At 44.0% G+C, this 23,799-nt stretch carries 24 protein-coding genes; 2 read left to right on the plus strand and 22 right to left on the minus strand.

From position 1 onward, the window contains the following. Positions 1 to 240: 240 nt before the first annotated feature. From hisIE to BK575_RS25225, 21 genes are all read right to left on the minus strand, one after another. Positions 241 to 885 (minus strand): bifunctional phosphoribosyl-AMP cyclohydrolase/phosphoribosyl-ATP diphosphatase HisIE, encoded by a 645-nt coding sequence (hisIE, locus tag BK575_RS25125; protein WP_078414258.1) that lies wholly within the window; start codon positions 883 to 885, stop codon positions 241 to 243. Then, a complete protein-coding gene (gene hisF / locus BK575_RS25130) occupies positions 882 to 1,640 on the minus strand; it encodes an imidazole glycerol phosphate synthase subunit HisF (RefSeq protein WP_078414259.1) in 759 nt (252 codons plus the stop codon). The genes hisIE and hisF overlap by 4 nt, the downstream gene beginning before the upstream one ends. Beyond that, the gene (gene hisA / locus BK575_RS25135; protein ID WP_078414260.1) at positions 1,637 to 2,374 is read right to left on the minus strand and encodes a 1-(5-phosphoribosyl)-5-[(5-phosphoribosylamino)methylideneamino]imidazole-4-carboxamide isomerase; all 738 of its coding nucleotides are present in this window, start codon (positions 2,372 to 2,374) and stop codon (positions 1,637 to 1,639) included. The genes hisF and hisA overlap by 4 nt, the downstream gene beginning before the upstream one ends. Position 2,375: 1 nt before the next feature. Continuing rightward, on the minus strand, positions 2,376 to 3,008 hold the full coding sequence (hisH, locus tag BK575_RS25140) for an imidazole glycerol phosphate synthase subunit HisH (RefSeq protein WP_078414261.1): 633 nt from the start codon (positions 3,006 to 3,008) through the stop codon (positions 2,376 to 2,378). Next, the gene (gene hisB, locus BK575_RS25145; RefSeq protein ID WP_078414262.1) at positions 3,009 to 3,593 is read right to left on the minus strand and encodes an imidazoleglycerol-phosphate dehydratase HisB; all 585 of its coding nucleotides are present in this window, start codon (positions 3,591 to 3,593) and stop codon (positions 3,009 to 3,011) included. Between the two features lie 96 nt (positions 3,594 to 3,689). Continuing rightward, positions 3,690 to 4,955: a histidinol dehydrogenase gene (gene hisD / locus BK575_RS25150; protein WP_078414263.1), complete on the minus strand. Its 1,266-nt coding sequence runs from the start codon at positions 4,953 to 4,955 to the stop codon at positions 3,690 to 3,692. Positions 4,956 to 4,969: 14 nt separating this feature from the next. Then, positions 4,970 to 5,599 (minus strand): ATP phosphoribosyltransferase, encoded by a 630-nt coding sequence (hisG, locus tag BK575_RS25155; RefSeq protein WP_078414264.1) that lies wholly within the window; start codon positions 5,597 to 5,599, stop codon positions 4,970 to 4,972. Next, a complete protein-coding gene (locus tag BK575_RS25160; protein ID WP_078414265.1) occupies positions 5,596 to 6,780 on the minus strand; it encodes an ATP phosphoribosyltransferase regulatory subunit in 1,185 nt (394 codons plus the stop codon). The genes hisG and BK575_RS25160 overlap by 4 nt, the downstream gene beginning before the upstream one ends. A 337-nt stretch (positions 6,781 to 7,117) precedes the next feature. After that, positions 7,118 to 8,452 (minus strand): branched-chain amino acid transport system II carrier protein, encoded by a 1,335-nt coding sequence (gene brnQ / locus BK575_RS25165; protein ID WP_078414956.1) that lies wholly within the window; start codon positions 8,450 to 8,452, stop codon positions 7,118 to 7,120. A 349-nt stretch (positions 8,453 to 8,801) separates the two neighbouring features. Further along, complete coding sequence (locus tag BK575_RS25170; protein WP_078414266.1) at positions 8,802 to 9,332, minus strand: acyltransferase; 531 nt, start codon at positions 9,330 to 9,332, stop codon at positions 8,802 to 8,804. After that, positions 9,329 to 9,976, minus strand: a complete 648-nt coding sequence (ppaX, locus tag BK575_RS25175; protein ID WP_078414267.1) for a pyrophosphatase PpaX — start codon at positions 9,974 to 9,976, stop codon at positions 9,329 to 9,331. The genes BK575_RS25170 and ppaX overlap by 4 nt, the downstream gene beginning before the upstream one ends. Continuing rightward, a complete protein-coding gene (locus tag BK575_RS25180) occupies positions 9,966 to 10,910 on the minus strand; it encodes a nucleoside recognition domain-containing protein (RefSeq protein ID WP_078414268.1) in 945 nt (314 codons plus the stop codon). The genes ppaX and BK575_RS25180 overlap by 11 nt, the downstream gene beginning before the upstream one ends. 18 nt (positions 10,911 to 10,928) lie before the next feature. Then, positions 10,929 to 11,738, minus strand: coding sequence for a prolipoprotein diacylglyceryl transferase (gene lgt, locus BK575_RS25185; protein WP_078414269.1), 810 nt, complete (start codon positions 11,736 to 11,738; stop codon positions 10,929 to 10,931). Positions 11,739 to 11,755: 17 nt separating this feature from the next. Beyond that, positions 11,756 to 12,694 (minus strand): HPr(Ser) kinase/phosphatase, encoded by a 939-nt coding sequence (gene hprK, locus BK575_RS25190; RefSeq protein WP_078414270.1) that lies wholly within the window; start codon positions 12,692 to 12,694, stop codon positions 11,756 to 11,758. Between the two features lie 347 nt (positions 12,695 to 13,041). Further along, on the minus strand, positions 13,042 to 13,404 hold the full coding sequence (locus BK575_RS25195) for a phage holin family protein (RefSeq protein WP_078414271.1): 363 nt from the start codon (positions 13,402 to 13,404) through the stop codon (positions 13,042 to 13,044). Positions 13,405 to 13,409: 5 nt separating this feature from the next. Then, the gene (locus BK575_RS25200; protein WP_078414272.1) at positions 13,410 to 13,601 is read right to left on the minus strand and encodes a PspC domain-containing protein; all 192 of its coding nucleotides are present in this window, start codon (positions 13,599 to 13,601) and stop codon (positions 13,410 to 13,412) included. Between the two features lie 19 nt (positions 13,602 to 13,620). Then, positions 13,621 to 14,718 carry a DUF4097 family beta strand repeat-containing protein gene (locus BK575_RS25205; RefSeq protein ID WP_078414273.1) on the minus strand — a complete coding sequence of 366 codons (1,098 nt, stop codon included), beginning with the start codon at positions 14,716 to 14,718 and terminating at the stop codon, positions 13,621 to 13,623. Between the two features lie 73 nt (positions 14,719 to 14,791). Continuing rightward, complete coding sequence (locus BK575_RS25210) at positions 14,792 to 15,103, minus strand: magnetosome magnetite crystal formation protein family (RefSeq protein ID WP_078414274.1); 312 nt, start codon at positions 15,101 to 15,103, stop codon at positions 14,792 to 14,794. A 271-nt stretch (positions 15,104 to 15,374) separates the two neighbouring features. Further along, positions 15,375 to 18,251 (minus strand): excinuclease ABC subunit UvrA, encoded by a 2,877-nt coding sequence (gene uvrA, locus BK575_RS25215; protein WP_078414275.1) that lies wholly within the window; start codon positions 18,249 to 18,251, stop codon positions 15,375 to 15,377. Positions 18,252 to 18,260: 9 nt separating this feature from the next. Next, positions 18,261 to 20,240: an excinuclease ABC subunit UvrB gene (gene uvrB, locus BK575_RS25220; RefSeq protein WP_078414276.1), complete on the minus strand. Its 1,980-nt coding sequence runs from the start codon at positions 20,238 to 20,240 to the stop codon at positions 18,261 to 18,263. 145 nt (positions 20,241 to 20,385) lie between these two features. After that, entirely contained in the window at positions 20,386 to 20,619 is a 234-nt protein-coding gene (locus BK575_RS25225) for a DUF2198 family protein (RefSeq protein WP_078414957.1), read from the minus strand. Between the two features lie 468 nt (positions 20,620 to 21,087). On the opposite strand from BK575_RS25225, the gene BK575_RS25230 reads away from it, so the two are divergent. After that, on the plus strand, positions 21,088 to 21,957 hold the full coding sequence (locus BK575_RS25230; protein ID WP_078414958.1) for a hypothetical protein: 870 nt from the start codon (positions 21,088 to 21,090) through the stop codon (positions 21,955 to 21,957). A gap of 276 nt (positions 21,958 to 22,233) precedes the next feature. Then, positions 22,234 to 22,686 carry a YndM family protein gene (locus tag BK575_RS25235; RefSeq protein ID WP_078414277.1) on the plus strand — a complete coding sequence of 151 codons (453 nt, stop codon included), beginning with the start codon at positions 22,234 to 22,236 and terminating at the stop codon, positions 22,684 to 22,686. A gap of 72 nt (positions 22,687 to 22,758) precedes the next feature. Here BK575_RS25235 and BK575_RS25240 read toward each other — a convergent pair whose 3' ends face one another. Beyond that, entirely contained in the window at positions 22,759 to 23,478 is a 720-nt protein-coding gene (locus tag BK575_RS25240; protein WP_078414278.1) for a YebC/PmpR family DNA-binding transcriptional regulator, read from the minus strand. Positions 23,479 to 23,799: the final 321 nt, after the last annotated feature.

Consider the following 23,799-nt stretch of genomic DNA (forward strand, 5'->3'; position numbering starts at 1 on the left):
AAAAACACCCTTGCTCCATTATTTATGTATATGCGGTCGACAGGTTCCTGTCGACCGCTTTTGCCAAGACGAAGACTTTCAAGAAAAGCTGACCCAAACATCTCTTATAAGTCACAAGAACTGATTGTAAGTGAAAGGCCCATCACGAAACCCCTTCATTTTGCTGGATTTTTATGAAAGGTACTTTCAGGATGATGATTGAAAAAGGCCTTTTTTTCCCTTTTGATTCATCCTCTTTAATTACTCTTCATTTTTTTTGCTGTGACGCTGTTCCAATACTTCGAGAACATGATCTAATGGCAGCTTTTGTTCGCGAAGGAGAACGAGAAGGTGGTACAGAAGGTCTGCCGTTTCCCATTTTAACTCTTCCGCATCGCGATTTTTTGCTGCAATGATAACTTCAGATGCTTCTTCCCCGACTTTCTTTAAGATTTTATCGACTCCCTTTTCAAATAAGTAAGTCGTATAGGCGCCTTCCGGCATTTCCGCTTCACGCTGGGCAATCACTTGCTCTAACTCATTAATGATGGCAAAGCGGTCATGTTTCTTCGTGCCGCTTTCTTGAGCGATAATACTTTCATTAAAGCAGCTGTAAGCGCCTGTATGGCAAGCAGGACCAGCAGGCTTTACTTGGACAAGAATGGCATCCGAATCGCAATCGTATATCATGGCCACGATCGTCTGGGTGTTCCCCGATGTCGCTCCTTTATGCCATAGCTCTTGACGAGAACGGCTGTAAAACCATGTTTCCTTCGTCTCAATTGATTTTGTCAACGACTCGCTGTTCATATAGGCAAGAGTCAGCACCTCTTTGCTTACAGCATCTTGGACGATGGCAGGAACCAACCCCTGTTCATCGAACTTAATTTGATTAATTTCGATCATCTGACGTCCACCCCCTGTTGTTTGAGATATGCTTTAATCTCTTTTACAGATGTTTCTTTATAATGAAAAATAGAAGCAGCCAAAGCCGCATCTGCTTTTCCTTCCGTAAATCCTTCGACAAAGTGCTCGGCATTCCCTGCCCCGCCGGAAGCGATGACAGGTACCGATACAGCTTCACTGACCGCTTTTGTAAGGGCAATGTTAAAACCGCTCTTTTCGCCGTCCCGATCCATGCTCGTCAATAAAATTTCACCCGCGCCGCGTTTCACAGCCTCTTTTGCCCACGCTACCACTTCCCATTCGGTCGCGTTGCGGCCTCCATGTGTATAAACACGCCATGAACCAAGCTGCTCATCATACTTCGCGTCAATCGCAACAACGATGCACTGAGAACCGAAAAAGTCGGCCCCTTCTGTAATCAGCTCCGGGCGTACGAGTGCTGCCGTGTTCAGCGATACTTTATCAGCTCCGGCCCGTAAAATCCGCTTCATATCTTCAAGCGAATTAATGCCGCCCCCAACTGTAAACGGAATAGCAAGCTGTGCTGCTACTTGTTCCACCACGTGCACCATCGTTTTACGCCCTTCATGAGAAGCAGAAATATCAAGAAAAACGAGCTCATCAGCCCCTTCTTGATCATAAACCTTCGCCAGCTCCACCGGATCCCCCGCATCACGAAGCTCCAAAAATTGAATTCCTTTCACCACACGGCCGTCTTTCACATCCAAACAAGGGATGATTCGCTTTGTAATCATGAAGAAGCCACCTCTTTTAACGCATCAGCCAACGTGAATTGATTCGTATATAAAGCTTTTCCGACAATAGCTCCAGCCACTCCATCCGCTGCATATTCCTTTAATGCAAGCAAATCGGCAATGGAGCTGACGCCTCCAGAAGCGATGACTTGCTTAGACGTTGCCTTCGCCATTTCCACGATGGCTTCTACATTTGGACCTGACAGCATGCCGTCTGTCGCAATGTCCGTAAAAATGAACGTTTCAGCCCCGGCATCAGCCAATTGCTTTCCAAGCTCTGTCGCTTTCACATTTGACGTCTCAAGCCAGCCCTCTGTTGCTACATATCCGTCACGGGCATCGATTCCGATGGCAATTCGCGCTCCATATTCACGAAGCATCTTTTTGACGAATTCGGGATGGGAAATGGCCGCACTTCCTAAAATGACGCGATCAATTCCTTGTTCTAAATAGTAAGCGACATCTTCTTCCCGACGAATGCCGCCGCCAATTTGAACTTGGACACCTAACTTTTTCTTCACATCTACAACAAATTGATCGTTCACGCGCACCCCTTGTTTCGCTCCATCTAAATCGACCATATGTATCCACGAAGCGCCTGACTTCGCGAATTCTCCGGCCATATCAACCGGAGAATCGCCGTATACAGTTTCTTGATTATAGTCTCCCTGCAGCAAACGAACACACTTGCCGCCGCGCATATCAATTGCCGGATAAATGGTAAATACACTCATGTTAACGTCCTCTTTTCTCTACAAAGTTCGCATAGTTTTCCAGGATGCTCATCCCTAAATCACTGCTTTTTTCCGGATGGAACTGAGCTCCAAATACGTTTCCTTTTCCGACGACCGCCGGCACTTCCACGTCATAATCACTCGTTGCCAGCACAACAGATTGGTCGTTTGGTAATGCATAGTAAGAATGGACAAAGTATACATGACCTTCGTCAATTCCCTCCAATAACGGTGAAGACTGTTGAAAAGTCAAGGAATTCCACCCCATATGCGGAACTTTATAGCGCTCTCCGCTCGGTGTCACACCCGGAAATTTAACGATGCGCCCTTCTAAAAAGCCAAGCCCTTTCGTCAATCCGTTTTCTTCGCTTTCTTCAAACAACAGCTGCATGCCCAGACAAATGCCGAGCAGCGGCTTTTCTTCCGCCACGACATTTTGAATGAATGTCGTTAAATCCGTTTGGTTCAATTGCTCCATAGCATCCTTGAATGATCCGACCCCCGGCAAAATATAAGCTGTTGCCTTCGCTAATTCAGCAGGCTGATCAGAAATGAAATAATCATGATTCAGCCGTTCCAATGCCTTGCTGACGCTGTATAAATTTCCCATTCCATAATCAATAATGCCGATCATTTATAACATCCCTTTCGTTGATGGAACTCCCTTAATTCTTGGATCCACCATTGTCGCTTCATCCAGCGCACGTCCAAGCGCTTTAAATACCGCTTCAATAATATGGTGGCTATTGCGTCCATAGTGGATGATTACGTGCAAATTCATGCGGGATTCTAACGCAAGCTTCCATAAAAACTCATGAACAAGCTCCGTATCAAAGGTGCCGACTCTGCTTCCCGGAATGTCGCCTCTCATCTCAAAATGAGGACGGTTGCTCAAATCCACTACCACTTGTGCAAGAGCATCATCCATTGGAACAAATGAATTTCCGTAGCGCTTAATGCCTTTTTTATCGCCAAGTGCTTCCTTTAAGGCTTGTCCTAAGCAAATGCCAATGTCTTCAACCGTATGGTGATCATCAATTTCAATATCGCCTTTGGCGTTTACATTCACATTGAATAAGGAATTTTTTGTAAAGGCATCAAGCATATGATCGAAAAATGGAACACCTGTCTCTAATGCGGATACTCCCTCTCCATCCAGATTAATGGACAGTTCGATATCCGTTTCTTTCGTTTTACGCTGTACACTTGCTTCTCGCATGTCAATTAAACCCCTTCCGCTCTACAGAACATGATGTTAGTTTATTGTTTATCCCTCATTAATAGGCAGTGAGACCTCTACCGATGGAAGTTTCCTTTATTTAAATCGCGATTCTACCGCGCGGGCATGCGCTTCTAGTCCTTCCAATCTCGCAAAAGCAGCAATTTTGGGGTAGTTCTGCTCTAGCGCCTGCTCGCTGTATGAAATAATGCTCGATTTCTTCACAAACGCATCGACCGACAACGCACTGGAGAATTTCGCCGTCCCGTTTGTCGGGAGTACATGGTTTGGCCCCGCAAAATAATCGCCAACGGGTTCTGAACTATATCGCCCTAGGAAAATGGCTCCCGCATGGCGGATAGAACCTAACAGATTCATCGGCTGTTCCGTCATGACTTCCAAGTGCTCGGGTGCAAGATCATTCACGGCTTGAACGGCCTGTTCCATCGTTTCAGCTACATAAATGGCTCCATGATCATCTATGGATGCCCCAGCAATCTCTTTTCGCGGCAGCGTTTCAAGCTGCTTTTTCACTTCTGCCGCCACTTCTTCTGCCAAAGCCATCGATGTCGTCACAAGTACACTCGATGCTCTCATGTCATGCTCTGCCTGTGATAATAAATCTGCGGCTACCTCGGCTGCACGAGCGCTTTCATCTGCTAAGACGACGATTTCACTCGGACCTGCAATAGAGTCGATGTCTACCAGACCAAACACTTCACGCTTGGCAAGAGCGACATAAATATTCCCTGGTCCTACAATTTTGTCCACACTTTTAATGGTCTTCGTTCCATAAGCCAGCGCTGCTATCGCCTGAGCTCCGCCGACCTTGTAAATCTCTTGTACGCCAAGTTCATTGGCAGCCACTAAAACGCCCGCAGGAAGCGAGCCGTCTTTTTGCGGCGGTGTTACCATGACAATACGTTTGACTCCCGCCACTTGGGCCGGAACGACATTCATCAGCACCGAAGAGGGATAAGCGGCAGTTCCGCCAGGTACGTACACCCCGACCGCATCCAACGGAGTTACTTTTTGACCAAGAATGGTCCCATCCTCTTTTGTTATCATCCATGACTGCTGGACCATTCGCTCATGATAGTCACGAATATTGGCAGCTGCCTCCCGAATGATGTCAATCATATCGTCACTGACTTGTTCATAAGCTGCCTTTTTTTCCTTTTCACTAACAAGGAAAGAAGATAACGACACGCCATCAAATGTTTCCGTGTAGCTCTGTAATGCGGCATCTCCGTGCTTCCTTACAGAGTCGATAATGGATAGAACGGCCTGACGCTGCTCTTCCGTCCCTTGATCAATCGTACGCTTTAGACTCACTTCTTTTGTAATGCGTTGAATGTTCATACGCTCACCCCTCTTTATGCTTGTTCGACAACCGTTGTTAAACGTTGAACAATCTCATCGATGCGCTCATCCTTTAAACGATAGCTCACGGGATTGACGATTAAACGAGATGTAATGTCCGTAATACGTTCCAGTTCCATCAAGCCATTTTCTTTTAATGTCCGGCCCGTTGACACAATGTCCACGATTCGTTCAGCCAACCCAATCATCGGTGCAAGCTCAATCGACCCATTTAGTTTGATAATTTCCACTTGTTCTCCCTGTTCGCGGAAATAAGCAGAAGCAATCGTCGGATACTTGGTGGCAATTTTAGGCGCTACATCAGAAGGAACCGTTTCAGGAAGCCCCGCTACTGCCAAATGGCATTTACTAATGTTTAAATCCAATAGTTCATACACATCGCGCTCTTCTTCCAATAATACATCTTTTCCCGCAATCCCAAGATCCGCCACCCCATGCTCAACATATGTCGTCACATCCATCGGCTTCGCTAAGATAAAACGCATGTGTTCTTCCGGCACATCAATAATAAGCTTGCGTGAATCATCAAACTCTGGAGGAAGCTGAAATCCAGCTTTTCGCAATAAATCTGCCGCTTCTTCAAAAATACGGCCTTTCGGCATCGCAATGGTTACTTGACTCATTCTTCTCCCTCCTTTTTTGCCTTCCCTATTAAATAGAAAACATCCGCAAAAGTGCTTGTAAAACTATCAATATTTTGCACACCCGCTACATCTTGAAGAACGACCCGTTCTCCTGCACTTCTTTTTTGTTTCGCTAACTGCAGTGCTTCTTGCAATCGCTCTTGACTGAATAAAATACAAGAAGCAGCCTGAGGATCATAACCCTTTCCGTTCAGAGCCTCAATTAAGCGGTCCAATTGAATACCGAATCCTGTGGCCGGTGTAGAGTTTTCGAATTTTTCAAGTAATTGGTCGTAGCGTCCGCCATTACCAATATGAAACCCGACATTTTCCGCGAATACTTCAAACAGAATACCCGTGTAATAACTCATATGGCTTACTAAGTTGAAGTCTACTTTAATTTCATTCGTAACACCGTATGACTCAAGAATTGTCCATAACTGCTGCAATTCACGAGCCGCTTCCCTGCCCGCTTCGTTTTCCACTAAATCGATGGCTTCCACGATTTTCGTCTCATTTCCTCGCAGACTCAATAATTGTAAAAGACGCTGCTTGTCGATGGATGATAGCCCCAATTTATTTACATGATTGCGGTAACCCACATAATCCTTCTCATAAAGGAAACGGCGAAGCATATCCGCTCTTTCTTCATTCCCGACAATTTCTAAAAATAACGAATTCAAATATCCGATATGGCCGATTGCCACTTTAAAAGAAGATAATCCGGCACGTTTTAACGCGTGAATCATTAAAGCGATCACTTCGGCATCGCCGCTGATCGTTCCGTCTCCGATTAACTCAACGCCCACCTGTTCAAACTCCGCCGGACGCCCGCCTTCATTTTGCTGTGCACGAAAGACATTCGCTTCATAGGCCAAGCGAAGAGGAATGCGATTCAACAGCTTGGAAGCCGCTACACGTGCAATCGGACTTGTCATATCAGGACGCAATACTAGCGTGTGCCCTTCTTTATCTAATAATTTAAATAATTGTTGATCCAAAATCGCTGATGTGTTCCCCACTGTTTCATAATATTCAAGGGTAGGAGTAGCCATATATTGATAGCCCCACTCGCCAATCTCTGCTGCCAGCTTTTCACGGGCTTGTTTTTTTCTCTCAAATAAAACAGGTAAGGTATCACGCATACCTAATGGTTTTTCGAACATAAATAATTTTGCCACCAAGACACGTCCTTTTTAAATACTTTAGTTCGCTAATGTATTAACAAGATAATAAAATAAAGTTATTTGTAGTTTACACCCGTTCCCAAAAGCCGTCAACCATTAACACGCAATTCCTATCATTACGTATTCACTATATTTTACCTTTTTACCTCTTTTGTATGAAAAAAAGAGACTTTCCCATAAGCCTCTAATAAATCACAAAAACTGGTTCTTATTGAAAGGCCCCGTCACATAATCCCTTGATTTTACAGGATTTTCATGACGGGGCCTTTCAATAAGATGACCGAAAAGGGCCGTGTTTTGCCCTTTTCGGTCATCCTCTTAAACAGTTTTTCTATGCTGCTTTTTCTTGACCTGCTGGTGTTTTATTCTTCTTCATCTTGCTGTACAGCATACCCGCTGCTGCTCCAAGAAGTGCTGGAACGAGCCAGCCCACCCCTTCAGCATAAAGCGGGAATTTCCCTAAAATCATGTCTAGAGAACCGGATAAAAAGGTTACATTAATCGTCTCCGCTAAACTATACAAACCTGTCAGCAAAATCGTTGTAAAATAAACGATTTGCACTTTTTTCATATAATGGTCAAACAAACCAAGTATAATAAGAACAACCGCCATTGGATAAATCGCTCCAAGAATCGGCACAGAAACCGCCAAAATTTGTGTTAACCCCATATTCGCTACAAAGGCACTTAATACCGCAAGTATAACCGCCCACTTTTTATAGGATAAGAACGGTAAGATTCCTGAAAAATATTGGCTGCATGAGATAACAAGACCAATCGATACGCATAAACAAGCAAGCGTGAACAGCGCCCCTAACATCACCGTTCCGCCCTGGCCGAACAATTGACTCATAACAGCCGTTAATACTTGCGCTCCATTATCGGCTTGGCCAAGGACTGCACTAGAGGCCCCAAGATAACCAAGTATACTGTAAATAACAGCAAGTAACGTTCCTGCCCCCAAACCGGCAATCATCATATATTTCGAAATTCTCTTTGGATCTTCCACCCCTTTGGAACGAATGGTATTAGCTACCACAATCCCGAATACAAGTGAGGCTAATGCATCCATTGTTAAATACCCATCCAAAAATCCCTTCAATAACGGACTGTCTTGATAAGCTTCCGCTGTCTCTCCAAACGACCCCATCGGAGTCAAAAGGCTTTTTACAAAAATGATGACAATCATACATAAAAGAATCGGTGTCAACAGCTTCCCGAACCGGTCGACAAGCTTGGATGGAGACAAACTGAACCATAGTACAATACTAAAGAAAACAATCGTATACAAAAGCAGCATGAAAGGCTGTTCCGCTGTAATTTGCGGCACGAACGGCTTCATGCCCATCTCATAAGCGATTGTACCTGCACGCGGTATGGCTAACCCAGGTCCAATCGATATATAAATAAGAAATGGAAAAATCAATGCAAACAGTGGATGAACTCGATTCGTTAACGTAGAAAAATTACCGATTTTGGCAACGGCCATTACGCCTAATATCGGCAGCCCAACAGCCGAGATGATAAATCCGCTCAAAGCCAACCAAATATCTTCACCGGCAGAGCGGCCTAAAAAGGCTGGAAAAATTAAATTCCCTGCACCGAAAAACATCGAAAACAACATAAAACTAATGAAAATCAATTCTTTTTGGCTAAAACGCTTCATGATGACCCGCCCTTTCAAATACAATAAGATGAATTATAACAACTCTCCTTTTTTAAATCTACAGAATAATTAAAAATTCCTCACAAATAATTTGGATAAGGATGAAAAGCTATCCAATTCAAAGCTATTTATCTGCACACAATTGAAAATTTTATCTTTAGTGAATTTTTAAAACATTTATATAATAACGTTTATTCCGACTATTTAACATATAGACACAGAAGATAATCAATATATCAGAAAAACAAAAGTTATTATTGTAATCATAAACTAAAATTATATAAAAAAACCTTCCATGAACATTTGTTTATAAACCAAATGTTCATGGAAGGTTCGTAGAATATTTTGATCACAGACGGTGGGACAGCATTTCTTGAGCCGCCTTTTCGTCCATCTGCTCTTTCGTGTAAATGACCCGCATCGGATTTCCGCCGACAAAGGATCCGGCCGGCACATCTTTATGGACGAGTGTGCCCGCTGATACGATGGCTCCATCCCCAATCGTGATTCCCGGCAAAATCGTGGTATTCGCTCCAATCATCACTTCATCGCCGATGATAACCTTACCGAGCCGGTATTCTTTGATCAAGTATTCGTGAGCCAAAATCGTCGTATTGTAACCAATGACCGTGTTGCGCCCAACTTGAATTTTCTCGGGAAACATGACATCGAGCATCACCATCAGCGCAAAAGATGTTTCCGGTCCTACGTTCATATGAAGAAAAGTGCGGTACATCCAGTTTTTTAATGAAAGAAAGGGAGTGTAGCGCGCCAGTTGAATGACCGCAAAGTTCTTGACGACCTTCCAAAAAGGAACGGTCTTGTAGACATGCCAAAGCGAATTGGCTCCTTCTACAGGATAGCGTGTCGTTCTTCTCACACTCGGCTTCCTCCAAGAATGTCCCTTAAATCACTCATCTTTTCCAGCATGAAATCCGGTTCGTATTTAGCGAGGTGCTCGCGCCCTTTTGCGCTCCACGCAACCCCTGCCGTCTTCGTTCCGGCATTTTTCCCGCCTACAATATCATGATGATTATCCCCGACCATCAATGCTTCTTCCGGCTTCGCATCCAATTGTTGAAGCGCCTTTTCAATTGGCTCTGGATGAGGTTTCGGGTTTGTGACATGGTCAATGGCCACAATCACATCAAAGAACTGGTCCAATTTGGTCAGTTTCAATCCCATCATGACCACATTGCTCATTTTGGTCGTGACGATTCCAAGCTTGTATCCTTCCTGCTTCAGCCACTGGACCGTTTCAAACACCCCTTCAAACTCCTTCACCAATAAATCGTGGTTTGAAATGTTGTATTCCCGGTACGTATCAATTAATTCCTGGGCGCGCTCTTGGTCGATTCCGGAAAAGGTTTCATGTAACGTCGGCCCCATAAACGGGAGAACATCTTCACGCTGATATCGGCCGGGATAAAATGTATTCAATGTATGTAAGAAGGAAGAAATAATCAATTCATTTGTATCGATGAGCGTTCCGTCTAAATCAAAAAGAATGGTGTTAATGTTCATATGCTGTTTCCTTTCTTTTTACAATTTCAGTTCGTTTCCAGATGACTGCAACGATAATGGTCAACAGGACCGCTACACACAATCGAATGAGCAAAAGCGGCAGCACGTTGATTCCTAATGGTATGAAAATGAGCGTGTCTTCTACCACTGCATGACAGGCAACCAAAAAGATGAAGGCTAATGTCGCATCCTTCTTGGACACCCCATCTTCTTTCACGGCCTGAATCATCACTCCCGCTCCGTACGCGAGCCCGATGACCAATCCCGTCGCCAGTGTCATCGAGGTATTTTCTTTCATGCCAAGCGCTCTTGTCACAGGTGCCATCCAGTTTGAGAACTTGGCGAGCCAGTTCAAGTCTTTTAAAATTTGCATTCCAATCATCACTGGGATGACAATGAGAGCCATCTGAAGAATGCCCATCCCCGCTTTTTCCATTCCTTGAAGAAAAATAGCCAACCAGCCATGGACTTCTTCTGTCTTGGAAGAAACAAAGCCATATTGAGCCATTTCGCTTCCTCCTTGCCATAACAGGTTAATAAAAAAGGCAGAGACGACCGCCAGTCCGATACGAACGGCGAGAATGACCCAGAGTTTGACGCCCACTTTCAGCGCTACACCCGTTTCAATGAATAGATTATGAGAAAATGAAAGCATCACCGCCAGAATGAACACTTCTTTCACCGTCAAATCAAGTGATAGTATACCTCCAATGGCTGCATATAAATTCAGGCAGTTTCCCAGCACGAGCGGAATGGCCGCATCTCCCGATAGTCCGATAAACTTCATGAGCGGTTCAATGAGTGCCGCAAACCAGTGAATCACCGATGTGTATTGCAGAATGGAAACGAGCAGCGTAATCGGAAAGATGATTTTACCGAGTGTCCATGTCGTCTGCAACCCAATAAACCATCCCCTTTTAATTGAACCAACCAACTGCCTCTCCTCCCTTCTCTACTCTAAATACCGTTCCTTGCTCCAGCCCTTCACACGGCGGACAACCAGTAAGACAACCGCCAACACAATAAAGAACAGTGAAATCACTTGCGCAATGCGCAGCATTTCCGTCAGCATCAGGCTATCCGTTCTCATCCCTTCAACAAAGAAGCGCCCAATTGAGTACCAAATCATATATGCCAAGAACATCTCTCCGCGGCGCAAGTTTACCCGCCTTAAAGCGATCAGCAAGGCAAATCCAGCTAAGTTCCATAGAGATTCGTATAAAAAAGTCGGATGATAGTACGTACCATTAATATACATTTGATTGATGATAAAATCGGGCAAATGCAGGCCTTCCAAAAACTCTCTTGTCACAGGACCGCCATGTGCTTCTTGATTCATGAAGTTTCCCCATCGTCCGATCGCCTGCCCGAGAATTATGCTCGGTGCCGCGATATCGGCAAGCTTCCAAAATGAAACACCCTTCACTTTCGCAAACACAAGACCTGTCGCGACCGCCCCCAACAATCCCCCGTGAATGGCAATTCCCCCTTGCCAAATTTGCGGAATTTCATTGAGGTGCTGCGAATAATAATCCCATTTGAATACAACATAATAAATCCGGGCACAGATAATGGCAATCGGTACCGCAAACAATACAAGATCTACAAATAATTCCTTTGACAGACCGCGGCGCTCTGCTTCCCTTGTCGCAATATACAAAGCAAGCAGCACCCCTGTACCGATAATGACTCCATACCAATAAATTGAAACGGGCCCTATCTGTAAGAATACACGGTCAAGCGGTTGAATGTTCCCCAGCACGGTTTCACTTCCTCTCCTTAAATCTCGTCGTGATGGTCGACATCTTCAATCACATCGGTTAAACGGTTTGAAAACTGCTCGGCCGCATTAATGCCCATTCGTTTTAATCGGAAGTTCATCGAAGCCACTTCAATGATGACAGCCAAGTTTCGGCCAGGACGAACCGGAACCGTCAGCTTCGTCACTTCGGTGTCGATGATTTTCATTTTTTCTTCCTCTAAACCCAGGCGGTCATATTGCTTATTTTGGTCCCAAAGCTCCAGATTGATAATAAGGGAAATACGTTTGTAACTGCGAACGGCTCCCGCACCGAACAAGGTCATGACGTTGATAATGCCCAGTCCCCGAATTTCAAGCAAGTGCTCAATCAGGCCGGGTGCATTTCCGACAAGCGTATCTTGGTCTTCCTGGCGAATTTCTACACAATCATCTGCCACGAGGCGATGGCCGCGTTTCACCAATTCCAGAGCGGTTTCACTTTTCCCCACACCGCTTTTCCCTGTAATGAGCACTCCAATACCATACACATCAACCAATACACCATGTACAGCTGTTGTCGGGGCCAGTCTGCTTTCTAAATAATTCGTCAAATGACTGGATAAACGAGTCGTTTTCATATGCGAGCGCAATACCGGCACAGACTCTCGTTCCGAAGCCTCGATCAGTTCAGGAGGCACTTCCATCTCGCGTGATACAATAATGGCCGGCGTAATATCTGTACAAAGCTGCTCCATCCGGATTTTCTTATCTTCAGAATCGAGCCGCTGGAAAAAAGATAATTCCGTTTTCCCTAATAGCTGTACACGCTCGGCTGGATAATATGTAAAATACCCCGCTATTTCGATTCCCGGCCGTGAAATATCACTGATCGTAATCGGCCGGTTTATCCCTTCTTCACCGCTGATCAACTCTAAATTGAACTTTTCAATAATGTCCTTCGTTCGAACGTTGGCCACAATATTTCCTCCTTCTATCTTCTATTTGAACACTTGCTTCTTACCATACAAAATAAAGATGCTGCAGAAACAGCATCTTTATTTTAGCATTATTTATCACATTAGAAAAATATGGCGTCTATATACATCGATCTAGAAAATTCAATATGACCAAAGAATGGCCATACCGAATTTTCTAGACCTAAGCGGATTCAAGTTGTCTGAATCAAGAATTGTAAGTGTCTCTGGATAGAGTGAAGACATATCGAATTATTAAGTGAAATGTATATATTAAGTCCTTCGAAACAAATTCTAATGAATAAATCATTTGTCATTCTCCATCAGAACAACGGATAAGACTTCAAGTTTCATTCGCGCTTCTGTAATCGTTCAATAATGAATTTTTGAATAAGAATATTCAGCAAGGAAATGATGATAGCCGCAATCATCGCTGTTCCGAACCCTTCAATGACAAACGAATCTCCCATGATGGACTGGGCCATCATTAACGTAATGGCATTAATCACGAATAAAAACAGGCCAAGCGTCAACACCGTAACGGGCAGTGTCAGTAAAATCAACACAGGCTTTACGATGACATTCAGGACAGATAACAGAATACTCGCAAGAATGGCCGCACTAACGGATTCTAGATAGAAAGCATCAATGTATCCGGCCACCACTATTAAAACGAGCGCGTTTACCAAAATACTGATGAACCAATGCAGCATCTTTACTAAGACCCCTCTTCATTCGGTACAACAAAAACCCAAATCAAGTAAACAAGGGCAAGCGAGCCGTATCCCAGTACCACACCTATCACGAATAAGATACGAAGCAATGTGGCGTCCCAGCCCGTATAGTCGGCCAGACCTCCGATGACACCGGCCAGCTTCCGTTTCGTACGGGAACGATGCAGTTTTTTCATCTTCCTCACTCCTTTGCTCTTACTCTTTAATGGTTATGGAACTTGTTTTAGACTCAGCAAATAGTTTGCATGTTTGAGCCTGCACCTTATTAGCTCGAAAACGAAGTGCTTTTTGTACCGTTTCGTTTTTTTCTTCTACTATCTCCAGATTGCGAAGCAGGCATGTAAAGTTCCCGAGATTCGATTTTAAATCTCCATCGACAGCTAATGTATTCGGTACGTACACATCTATGCTTCCCGTTGTCGTCTTCAAAAACATCTTTTGTGTACTGTCATCCTTCAAATAGCATTTGATGCTTCCGTTAAACGTCTGAATATCGACAGTTTCAAATACACCATCCACTCGTATCAATCCATTGATTGTTTCAGCCTCGCACTTTCTTACACGAGAACCATCAAGAGAAATATGGCCGTGTGTGGTCTCCAGTTCCACTTCCTCGGCGCCGATATTTTTTAGCTTAATGGCTCCATTCGCTGTTTTCGTCTTTAACTCTCGAACCTGAAGTCCTTCTGCTGCAATAGGGCCGTTAAACATTCTGACTTTCACACACTCATACAAGGCCGCTGGTACATACATCGTCGTTTTAACTTTTAAATGCTTTTTTTGAACCGCAAATCGCAGCTGTCCATTTTCAATTCCGAACACCGCATCCTGCAAGAAAGATTGCCGTGCCTCATCTTGACTTTCCACTTTATACACAATGGCCTCACACTCTACCCGTACATCCTGGTTTTCCCACGGAAGCAGCTCTACACTTCCGTTCGTCACATCCACATCAACTTGCCGGATGACGGTGGCTGAATGTTGAAAAATATGCCTTACTTCATAAGACGGGCCAAAGTTAAAATCCAAGTCCAAATCTTTTACCTTTTTGACTGTTTGATCAATAAAGGATAAAAATTTATCTTTAAATGAGTTTTGAGCGGTCGATTGCTGATAGCCTGAGCTCTTTTTACTGCCGGAAACGATGGTCGAAAGTTCCTGAACCATCTCTTCCGCTTTGACGTTCGCTTTCTTCTCCTCCTGGTCCAACGCCTCGAGCAAGGTTAAAGCTTCCGCTGCAGACAACCTTCCTTCTTCCACCATCTTTAAAATTTGCTTTCGCTTTTCAGCCATCTGTTATGCCTCCCCATTGAAATCTATGATTTTCTCTCATCTATCTTCATCACTTGAACCATATCGACCCTTTTTAAGACATTAACACTTTGATGCCTTTCACGACATTCCATACCATAATGATGAAGCTTAACAATCCAAATAGAATCATCATCATTAAAGCCCATCCGAAAACGAGATCTCCCGATACAGGCATGCCAGGAATAAACACGGCAAAAAACAAGAAAAACGTTAAAGCAGGGATTAGATGTGAAATAAAAGATGCTTTCGCATGTTTTTTCATTTCATGCTCATCGGCTACAAAATAAACCACAATCGGAAATAAAAACGGCGCAAAAAATACACTAAAATAACATAAGGAAGAAATGATTTTTCTCACTTCCATTTTCGTCAACTCCTTCAATCTGTTATACGTTTATTCCAGCAAATGGTTTCATATGTTATCTAACTGATTGGATCTGGATAAAAAATCCATGTCCAATCAGTTAGATACAAGCGGATGGCAAAATCTTTTGCCATCCGCTTGTACGGAAATCCTTCGAGGTGATTCAAGATAGAAAGAGAGGCAGGCTTTAAGATTAAATGACAATAAAAGCATATAAGGCAACAAAAAAGACTAAGCAAAAAATCTATTTCCCTGCTCAGTCTCTTAAGCTTTAGTTTATGACTACTTCCGCTTTTTTTATCTTCTCTTTCATGCGTTGGCGGTCACGTTCCAAAATCGGTTTTAAGTAGCGGCCGGTATAAGAGGCCTCCACTTGCGCGACTTCTTCAGGAGTACCAGTTGCAACGATTTGTCCGCCGCCGGCTCCTCCTTCCGGGCCAAGGTCGACTAGATAGTCAGCCGCTTTAATGACATCGAGATTATGTTCGATGACCAATACCGTATCTCCGTTCTCCACAAGGCGCTGTAAGACTTTCAATAGGCGAGAAATGTCATCGATATGCAATCCTGTCGTCGGCTCGTCCAAAATATAGAGGGTACGTCCAGTCGAACGGCGATGGAGTTCGGAGGCCAGCTTCACACGCTGTGCTTCTCCTCCCGATAACGTTGTCGCCGGCTGGCCGAGCTTAATGTATCCAAGCCCTACGTCCAAAATGGTCTGCAGCTTACGTTTAATTTTCGGGATGTTTTCAAAGAAGTGCAGTCCATCTTCTACCGTCATCTCCAAAACATCCGAGATATTTTTCCCTTTATACGTAACTTCCAGCGTCTCGCGGTTGTATCGCTTTCCATGGCACACTTCACATGGTACATACACATCCGGCAAGAAGTGCATTTCGATTTTGATGATTCCATCTCCGCGGCATGCTTCACAGCGGCCGCCCTTCACGTTAAAGCTAAAGCGCCCTTTTTTATAGCCGCGCACTTTTGCTTCATTCGTTTGGGCGAATACGTCACGGATGTCATCAAATACACCCGTATATGTAGCCGGATTCGATCTCGGGGTACGCCCAATCGGAGATTGATCAATATCAATAACCTTATCGAGATTTTCAAGCCCTTTTATTTCTTTATGCTCACCCGGCTTCGTTTTTGCTTTGTACAGCTTTTGCGCTAACACCTTATGAAGCACTTCATTGATCAGCGTACTTTTCCCGGAACCCGATACACCGGTCACCGCAATGAACGTGCCGAGCGGAAATTTCACTTTGACGTTTTTCAAATTATTTTCCTTTGCTCCGATGATTTCAATCATTCGGCCTTTGTCCGGCTTCCTCCGTTCCTGCGGCAGCGGAATAAATTTTTTACCCGCAAGATATTGGCCCGTCAACGAATTCGGGTCATTCATCACTTCTCCCGGCGTTCCGCTTGCCACTACTTGGCCGCCGTGAACACCTGCCCCAGGTCCGATATCGATTAAATAGTCGGCTGCCATCATCGTATCTTCATCATGTTCGACGACAATGAGCGTGTTTCCGATATCGCGCATGCTTTGCATCGTTTGAATCAAGCGATCGTTGTCCCGCTGATGCAGTCCTATCGAAGGTTCATCCAAAATATACAGTACCCCCGTTAAACGGGAGCCGATTTGTGTCGCCAACCGGATGCGCTGTGCCTCACCGCCCGATAAGGTCCCGGCGGAACGGCTTAACGTTAAATAATCAAGACCGACATTATTTAAGAATCCGAGCCTTTCTTGAAGTTCGCGCAAAATCATATTGGCAATCTTCATTTCTTTCTCAGTCAATTGAAGCGTTGTAAAAAAGTCATACGCATCTTGAACGGAAAGCTTGGTGACGTCTCCAATATGACGGCGATCTATCAATACTGCCAAACTTTCTTTCTTCAAACGGTTCCCTTTGCATGTCGGACAAGGCTGCTGAGCCATATATTTTTCCATCTGTTCCCGGATGTAATCCGAGCTTGTTTCGCGGTAACGGCGTTCGATGTTTAAAATAACCCCTTCAAATTGGATGTAACTTTCGCGAACCTGGCCAAAATCATTTTCATAACGGAAATAAATCTCATCGTCGCCGCTTCCGTATAACACCTTATCCAATAGATGCTTCGGAAGATCCTTTACCGGCACATCCATATCGATGCCATAATGCTGACAAACAGATTCCAGCAGCTGCGGATAATATTGTGAACTTGTCGGTTCCCACGGTGCAATCGCATGCTGTTTTAAAGTTAAATCATGATTAGGAAGCACGAGATCCACGTCCACTTCCAGCTTTGACCCTAATCCATCACAGCTCGGACAAGCGCCGAACGGGCTGTTGAAAGAGAACATACGGGGTTCCAGCTCCCCGATGGAAAAGCCGCAATGCGGGCAGGCATGATGCTCGCTGAACAACAGCTCTTCTTCGCCGACGACATCAATAATGACTCTTCCTTCCCCAAGTTTTAAAGCCGTTTCCAGCGAATCAGCAAGACGTGCTGATATTCCTTCTTTCACCACAATACGGTCGATCACCACTTCGACGGAATGCTTTTTGTTTTTCTCCAACTCAATTTCTTCTGATAAATCCAAAATATCGCCATCAATGCGCGCACGGACATACCCTTGCTTTTTGATATCTTCCAATACTTTTACATGACTGCCTTTTCTCCCCGAAACAACCGGAGCCAGCACTTGAAGCTTCGTACGCTCCGGATATTCCATAATGCGGTCGACCATTTGTTCAATCGTTTGGGAGGTAATTTCAATGTCATGGGTCGGACAAGTCGGGCGTCCGACACGAGCGAACAATAGCCGTAAATAATCATAAATTTCCGTTACCGTCCCTACCGTCGAACGCGGGTTGCGGCTTGTCGTTTTTTGATCGATTGAGATAGCCGGAGACAATCCCTCAATTGCATCGACATCCGGCTTATCCATTTGCCCTAAAAACTGGCGGGCATACGCGGACAGCGATTCCACATAGCGGCGCTGCCCTTCTGCATAAATCGTATCAAAGGCAAGCGAAGATTTACCGGAACCGGATAATCCCGTCACCACCACTAGTTGATCGCGCGGAATCGTGACATCGATATTTTTTAAATTATGAGCTCTCGCTCCTTTTACGACGATGTGTTCCATAACCATCTTTTTTCATCATCCTTCCGCTTTCAGCTCTATCAGTAAATCGCGAAGTTCGGCTGCACGCTCGAAATTCAAGGCTTTTGCCGCTTCTTTCATTTCGATTTCGAGCTTCGCTATCATATTTTCGCGTTCTTTTTTCGTCATTTTGTCGGTTTTCGGCATCGCTTCGTACGTTTCAGCCTCTTCCGCTGCCATTGTTGCGCGGATCGAGCCATGAACCGCTTTTTTGATTGTCTGCGGTGTAATGCCATGTTCAGTATTATAAGCTTCCTGCTTTTCACGGCGGCGTTTTGTCTCATCGATGGCAATTTCCATCGATTTGGTGATCCGGTCGGCATACATAATGACATGGCCGTTGGCGTTCCGTGCCGCGCGTCCAATCGTCTGAATGAGAGAACGTTCCGAACGTAAAAATCCTTCTTTATCCGCATCTAAAATCGCGACAAGCGACACTTCAGGAATATCAAGCCCTTCCCTTAATAAGTTAATGCCGACCAATACGTCATATTTTCCGAGACGCAGTTCCCGAATCGTTTCAATCCGCTCAAGCGTCTTCACTTCCGAATGCAAGTAGTTCACTTTAATGCCAAGCTCTTTTAAATAATCCGTTAAGTCTTCCGACATCTTCTTCGTCAACGTTGTGATAAGCACGCGTTCGTCCTGCTTGATCCGCTCTTGAATTTCCCCTAAAAGGTCATCAATTTGTCCTTCAATCGGGCGAACATCAATTTTCGGATCAAGCAGGCCGGTCGGACGAATGATCTGTTCAATCACTTTTGGCGCCTTTTCCAATTCATAAGGCCCCGGTGTCGCGGAGACATAGACGATTTGGTTAATATGTTTTTCAAATTCTTCAAACTTCAACGGGCGGTTATCGAGGGCTGAAGGAAGCCGGAAACCGTGATCTACCAACACTTGCTTTCGCGCCTGGTCACCATTATACATTCCCCGAATTTGCGGAACCGTAACGTGTGATTCATCGACCACAATTAAAAAGTCCTCGGGAAAGAAATCCAATAATGTATATGGGGTAGAGCCAGGTGGACGAAGCGTTAAATGACGGGAATAGTTTTCGATCCCCGAACAAAATCCCATCTCACGCATCATTTCCAAGTCATAACGTGTCCGCTGCTCTAAACGCTGTGCTTCCAGTAATTTGCCGTTTTCACGCATGACATGAAGGCGTTCTTCCAGCTCTTTTTCAATGTTCTCGATGGCAATGCGCATTTTTTCTTCACGGGTAACGAAGTGGGAAGCCGGGAAAATCGCGACATGCTCGCGCTCAGCCAGAATTTCTCCTGTCAGCGCATCTACTTCACGAATACGGTCAATTTCATCTCCGAAAAATTCGACGCGAATGCAATGCTCATCACGGGACGCGGGAAAGATTTCCACGACATCTCCGCGCACGCGAAACGTACCGCGCTTAAAATCAATGTCGTTTCGTTCATATTGCACATCGACAAGCTCGCGCAGCAGCTGGTTCCGTTCCTTCTCCATGCCGACTCGGAGAGACACGACCATTTCTTTATATTCTTCTGGTGATCCTAAGCCGTAGATGCAAGAAACACTGGCGATAACGATGACGTCTTTCCGTTCAAACAAAGCCGATGTCGCCGAGTGGCGAAGCTTATCGATTTCGTCATTGATGCTCGCATCTTTTTCAATGAACGTATCCGTTTGCGGCACATAGGCTTCAGGCTGATAGTAGTCATAATAACTCACGAAGTATTCTACCGCGTTATTCGGGAAAAACTCCTTGAACTCGCTGTACAGCTGTCCCGCTAACGTTTTATTATGGGCAATGACAAGTGTCGGCTTGTTCACCTCATTAATCAGGTTGGAAACGGTAAACGTTTTGCCCGTTCCTGTCGCTCCAAGAAGCACTTGATGTTTTTTCCCCTGCTGGATTCCTTCAACAAGCGCTGAAATTGCCTTTGGCTGATCTCCTTGCGGGGAGTAAGCAGACACTAATTCAAATTGGTCCTTCACAAAATAGCCTCCAATCGCACAAAAAATGTAATCTTATTGTAGCACAAATAAATAGTAAAACTCCAAAAATACGAACTAATATTCCCCTAAAAAATAAAAAACACCCATCTAGTTCTGCACCCCAGATGAGTGTCCTTTACCCGTATTATGCTTTCCTGCGAAGATGGTCCATCATTTTACGGGCATAAATGACCCCGATGACCACAGACGTGATATCAACCGCAATGACCACAGGGTAATCTGCGTACCCTTTATAGATAGAAAGAATCAATAACACAATCGTCAGCAGCGTCCCCACTGCAACGCTGTAAGTCACTCTCGTAAAAAAGAGAACCAACAGGAATGGAAGGATCATTCCTGAAATAATTTTAATAACCATCCGTCTCTCCCCTTTTACCTCTTGTGCCCTCAAATAAAATAGCATCGTGCATAAATTCGTGGGAAAGTCCGGACCAACCGCTTCCATATTTGATACGGCCATTGAATCCACTCACGAAATTATCTATTTTTTGAACGCTATCCTTCTGAATTAGCCAATAATATAGAAGTTTTCTTTATCATATCATACTCTTCTTGTTTTAATTTTTGTTTTCGTCTATGCTTTTTCGTCTGGAAACGTCTCACAAAGGTTCTTATATAAGCTGCTGGCAATAACCCGTAAGAGAGATTGCCAGCGGCTTATGCATAAATAATGTGACATGGGTGTTCTTTATCTATGTCCCATTATTTATGTGGATTTATATTTTTTCACCGTTTTTTCACCATCCGCGTTTAAAGTAGCAAATGTAGACAGCATCAACGAATGAAACAACACGATAAACAAACCATTCAGGAGGAATTAAAAATGATGAACAAAAAGAAATTATTTGGTTATGTGATGACAGGTGCTTTATCAATCGGAATTATCGGAGGAGCCGGCCTTCCCGCTTTCGCCGCAACTGACACTACGAATTCTGCAGCCACATCGGAGCAACCGGTTAAAGGAAGATGGGAACAGAGCCTGGATGATGCGACCAAACAAAAGGTTCAAGCCATCATGGATCAGGCGAAAGCCCAATTAGCCGACCTTGGTGTCGAGTTTCCAACGAAAGGCGATAAAGGATCCCGCGGCGATCTATTTGCCAATCTTGATGACGCTGCAAAAGAAAAAGCTCAAGCTATCATGGAGAAAGTCAAAGATGGATCTTTAACTCACGAAGAGGCGCAAACTCAATTAGCCGATCTTGGCATTGAACTTCCAGCTAAAGGGGATAAAGGATCTCGCGCTGATATATTCGCCAATCTTGATGATGCCACAAAAGAAAAAGCTCAAGCCATCATGGAAAAAGTTAAAGACGGCTCTTTAACTCGTGAAGAAGCTCAAACTCAATTAGCTGACCTTGGCGTCGAACTTCCGGCTAAAGGCAACAAAGGATCTCGTGAGGATATGTTTGCCAACCTTGATGATGCCACAAAAGAAAAAGCTCAAGCTATCATGGAAAAAGTTAAAGACGGCTCTTTAACTCGTGAAGAAGCTCAAGCTCAATTAGCCGACCTTGGTGTCGAACTTCCGGCTAAAGGAGATAAAGGACCTCGCGAAGATATGTTTGCCAACCTTGATGACGCCACAAAAGAAAAAGCTCAAGCCATCATGGATGACATGAACGCCCAGTTAGCGGAGCTTGGAGTTAAGGTCCCGGTTAAAGGCCAAAAAGATTCAACGGAAGCAGCAGAATAATCAGTACACCCATAATAAAGAAAAACACCGTAACGGCTGATTACGGTGTTTTTTCTACTATAACTACACTTTTCAATGCTGAATCCCCCTTTTGTTTTTCTTTTCACCTTCTCGGATATTAGTGATAGGCCCCCCTCTTCCATCATTTTTCCATTTTTTTTATAATCGCGATGACCAATCGAAAATTATTGGACTGCAACAGAACGTAACGGATGTATTTCATGTATGAATTTCCCTTTTTTGATTCAAACTAAGTGGAAAAGGGAGGTTAAAATTATGAAAAATACAACCGTACTACTTTTAAAATTTATATCATCCGTCATTGCGTTCACGATTGCGTTGGATTTATTTTTTGATGCGACCATTACAGACATTTTGTCGTTTAGCGTGTTTGTTACTCTCGCTTCTTATATGCTGGGAGATCGAATCATCCTGCCGAATTTCGGTAATGTACCGGCATCCATCGTTGATTTTCTATTAACCTATATGAGCGTATGGGTTTTTGGCAGTATCCTTCTCGACAATTATTTGCAAATCGCTTGGGGGAGCATTATATCAGCCATCCTCATTACAGGAGCAGAAGTTTTTATACATCTTTATTTACTCAACTATCTTGCTGCGAGTCAAACAAAGGAAAGACCGCAAATCCACTTTAACCGCAGACTCGCATATGGAACGGAATTTGCAGAGGAACAGGATATTCACGACAAGAGACCTCCTGAAGAATAAAAGGAATCCCCCTGTTTGCTCCCATTAAAAAAGCAGACCTTGTTTGTTATAAAACAAGGTCTGCTTTTTTTGTTATTCACCTAAATCCACATTGTGGTACACACGTTGAACGTCTTCTAAATCCTCTAATGCATCAATCAACTTTTCAAATTGTGCTTGTGCATCTTCTGGAAGAGTGATGTCATTTTGTGCAAGCATTGTTAGTTCGGCAACTGTAAACTCAGTAATTCCAGCATTCTTGAAGGCCCCTTGCACAGCATGGAACTGGTCAGGTTCAGCATAAACGATCGTCGCCTCATCTTCTTCTAAAATGTCCCGAACATCGATATCTGCTTCCATTAATATTTCAAGCACTTCATCGGCCGTTTTCCCTTCAAGGCCGATGACAGCCGTTGCATCAAACATATAGGAAACAGAACCGCTCACTCCCATGTTTCCGCCATTTTTCCCGAATGCCGCACGCACATTTGATGCAGTACGGTTCACGTTATTTGTCAATGCATCTACAATCAGCATAGATCCATTTGGTCCAAAGCCTTCATAACGAAGCTCATCATAATTCTCATCTGAGCCACCTTTTGCTTTATCAATTGCACGATCGATAATCATCCGTGGTACATTGTATGTTTTTGCACGCTCAAGTACGAATTTTAACGCCTGGTTCGATTCCGGATCTGGTTCACCCTGCTTTGCCGCTACATAAATCTCAAGAGCGAACTTTGAATAAATACGACTTGTATTTGCATCTTTTGACGCTTTTTTTTCTTTAATGTTATTCCACTTACGGCCCATAATGAACACTCTCTTTCTACTTTGAATCTATACAAAATTATTAAATCTGAAATAAGCTGTTTCTTCAACACTTTTTTCAAAATCGACATTACCAAAGAACGGCTATGCCGAACTTTTTAGACTGACAACCGATGTTAATGAAAGATGCGGCATCATTTATCGGATACTATTATACCTCAATTGTATAATGGAGTACGAGTTTAACAATCGAAACTTCATTATTTTCCATCATTTACATAAATTTTTCTTCCACTTTTTCATTGACGTAACTAAGAATTATGGAAATAAAAAAAGGCACTAATAGCAGTGACCTTTTTTAAA

The sequence above is a fragment of the Priestia abyssalis genome (assembly GCF_002019595.1).
GTDB classification, from domain to species: domain Bacteria; phylum Bacillota; class Bacilli; order Bacillales; family Bacillaceae_H; genus Bacillus_BA; species Bacillus_BA abyssalis.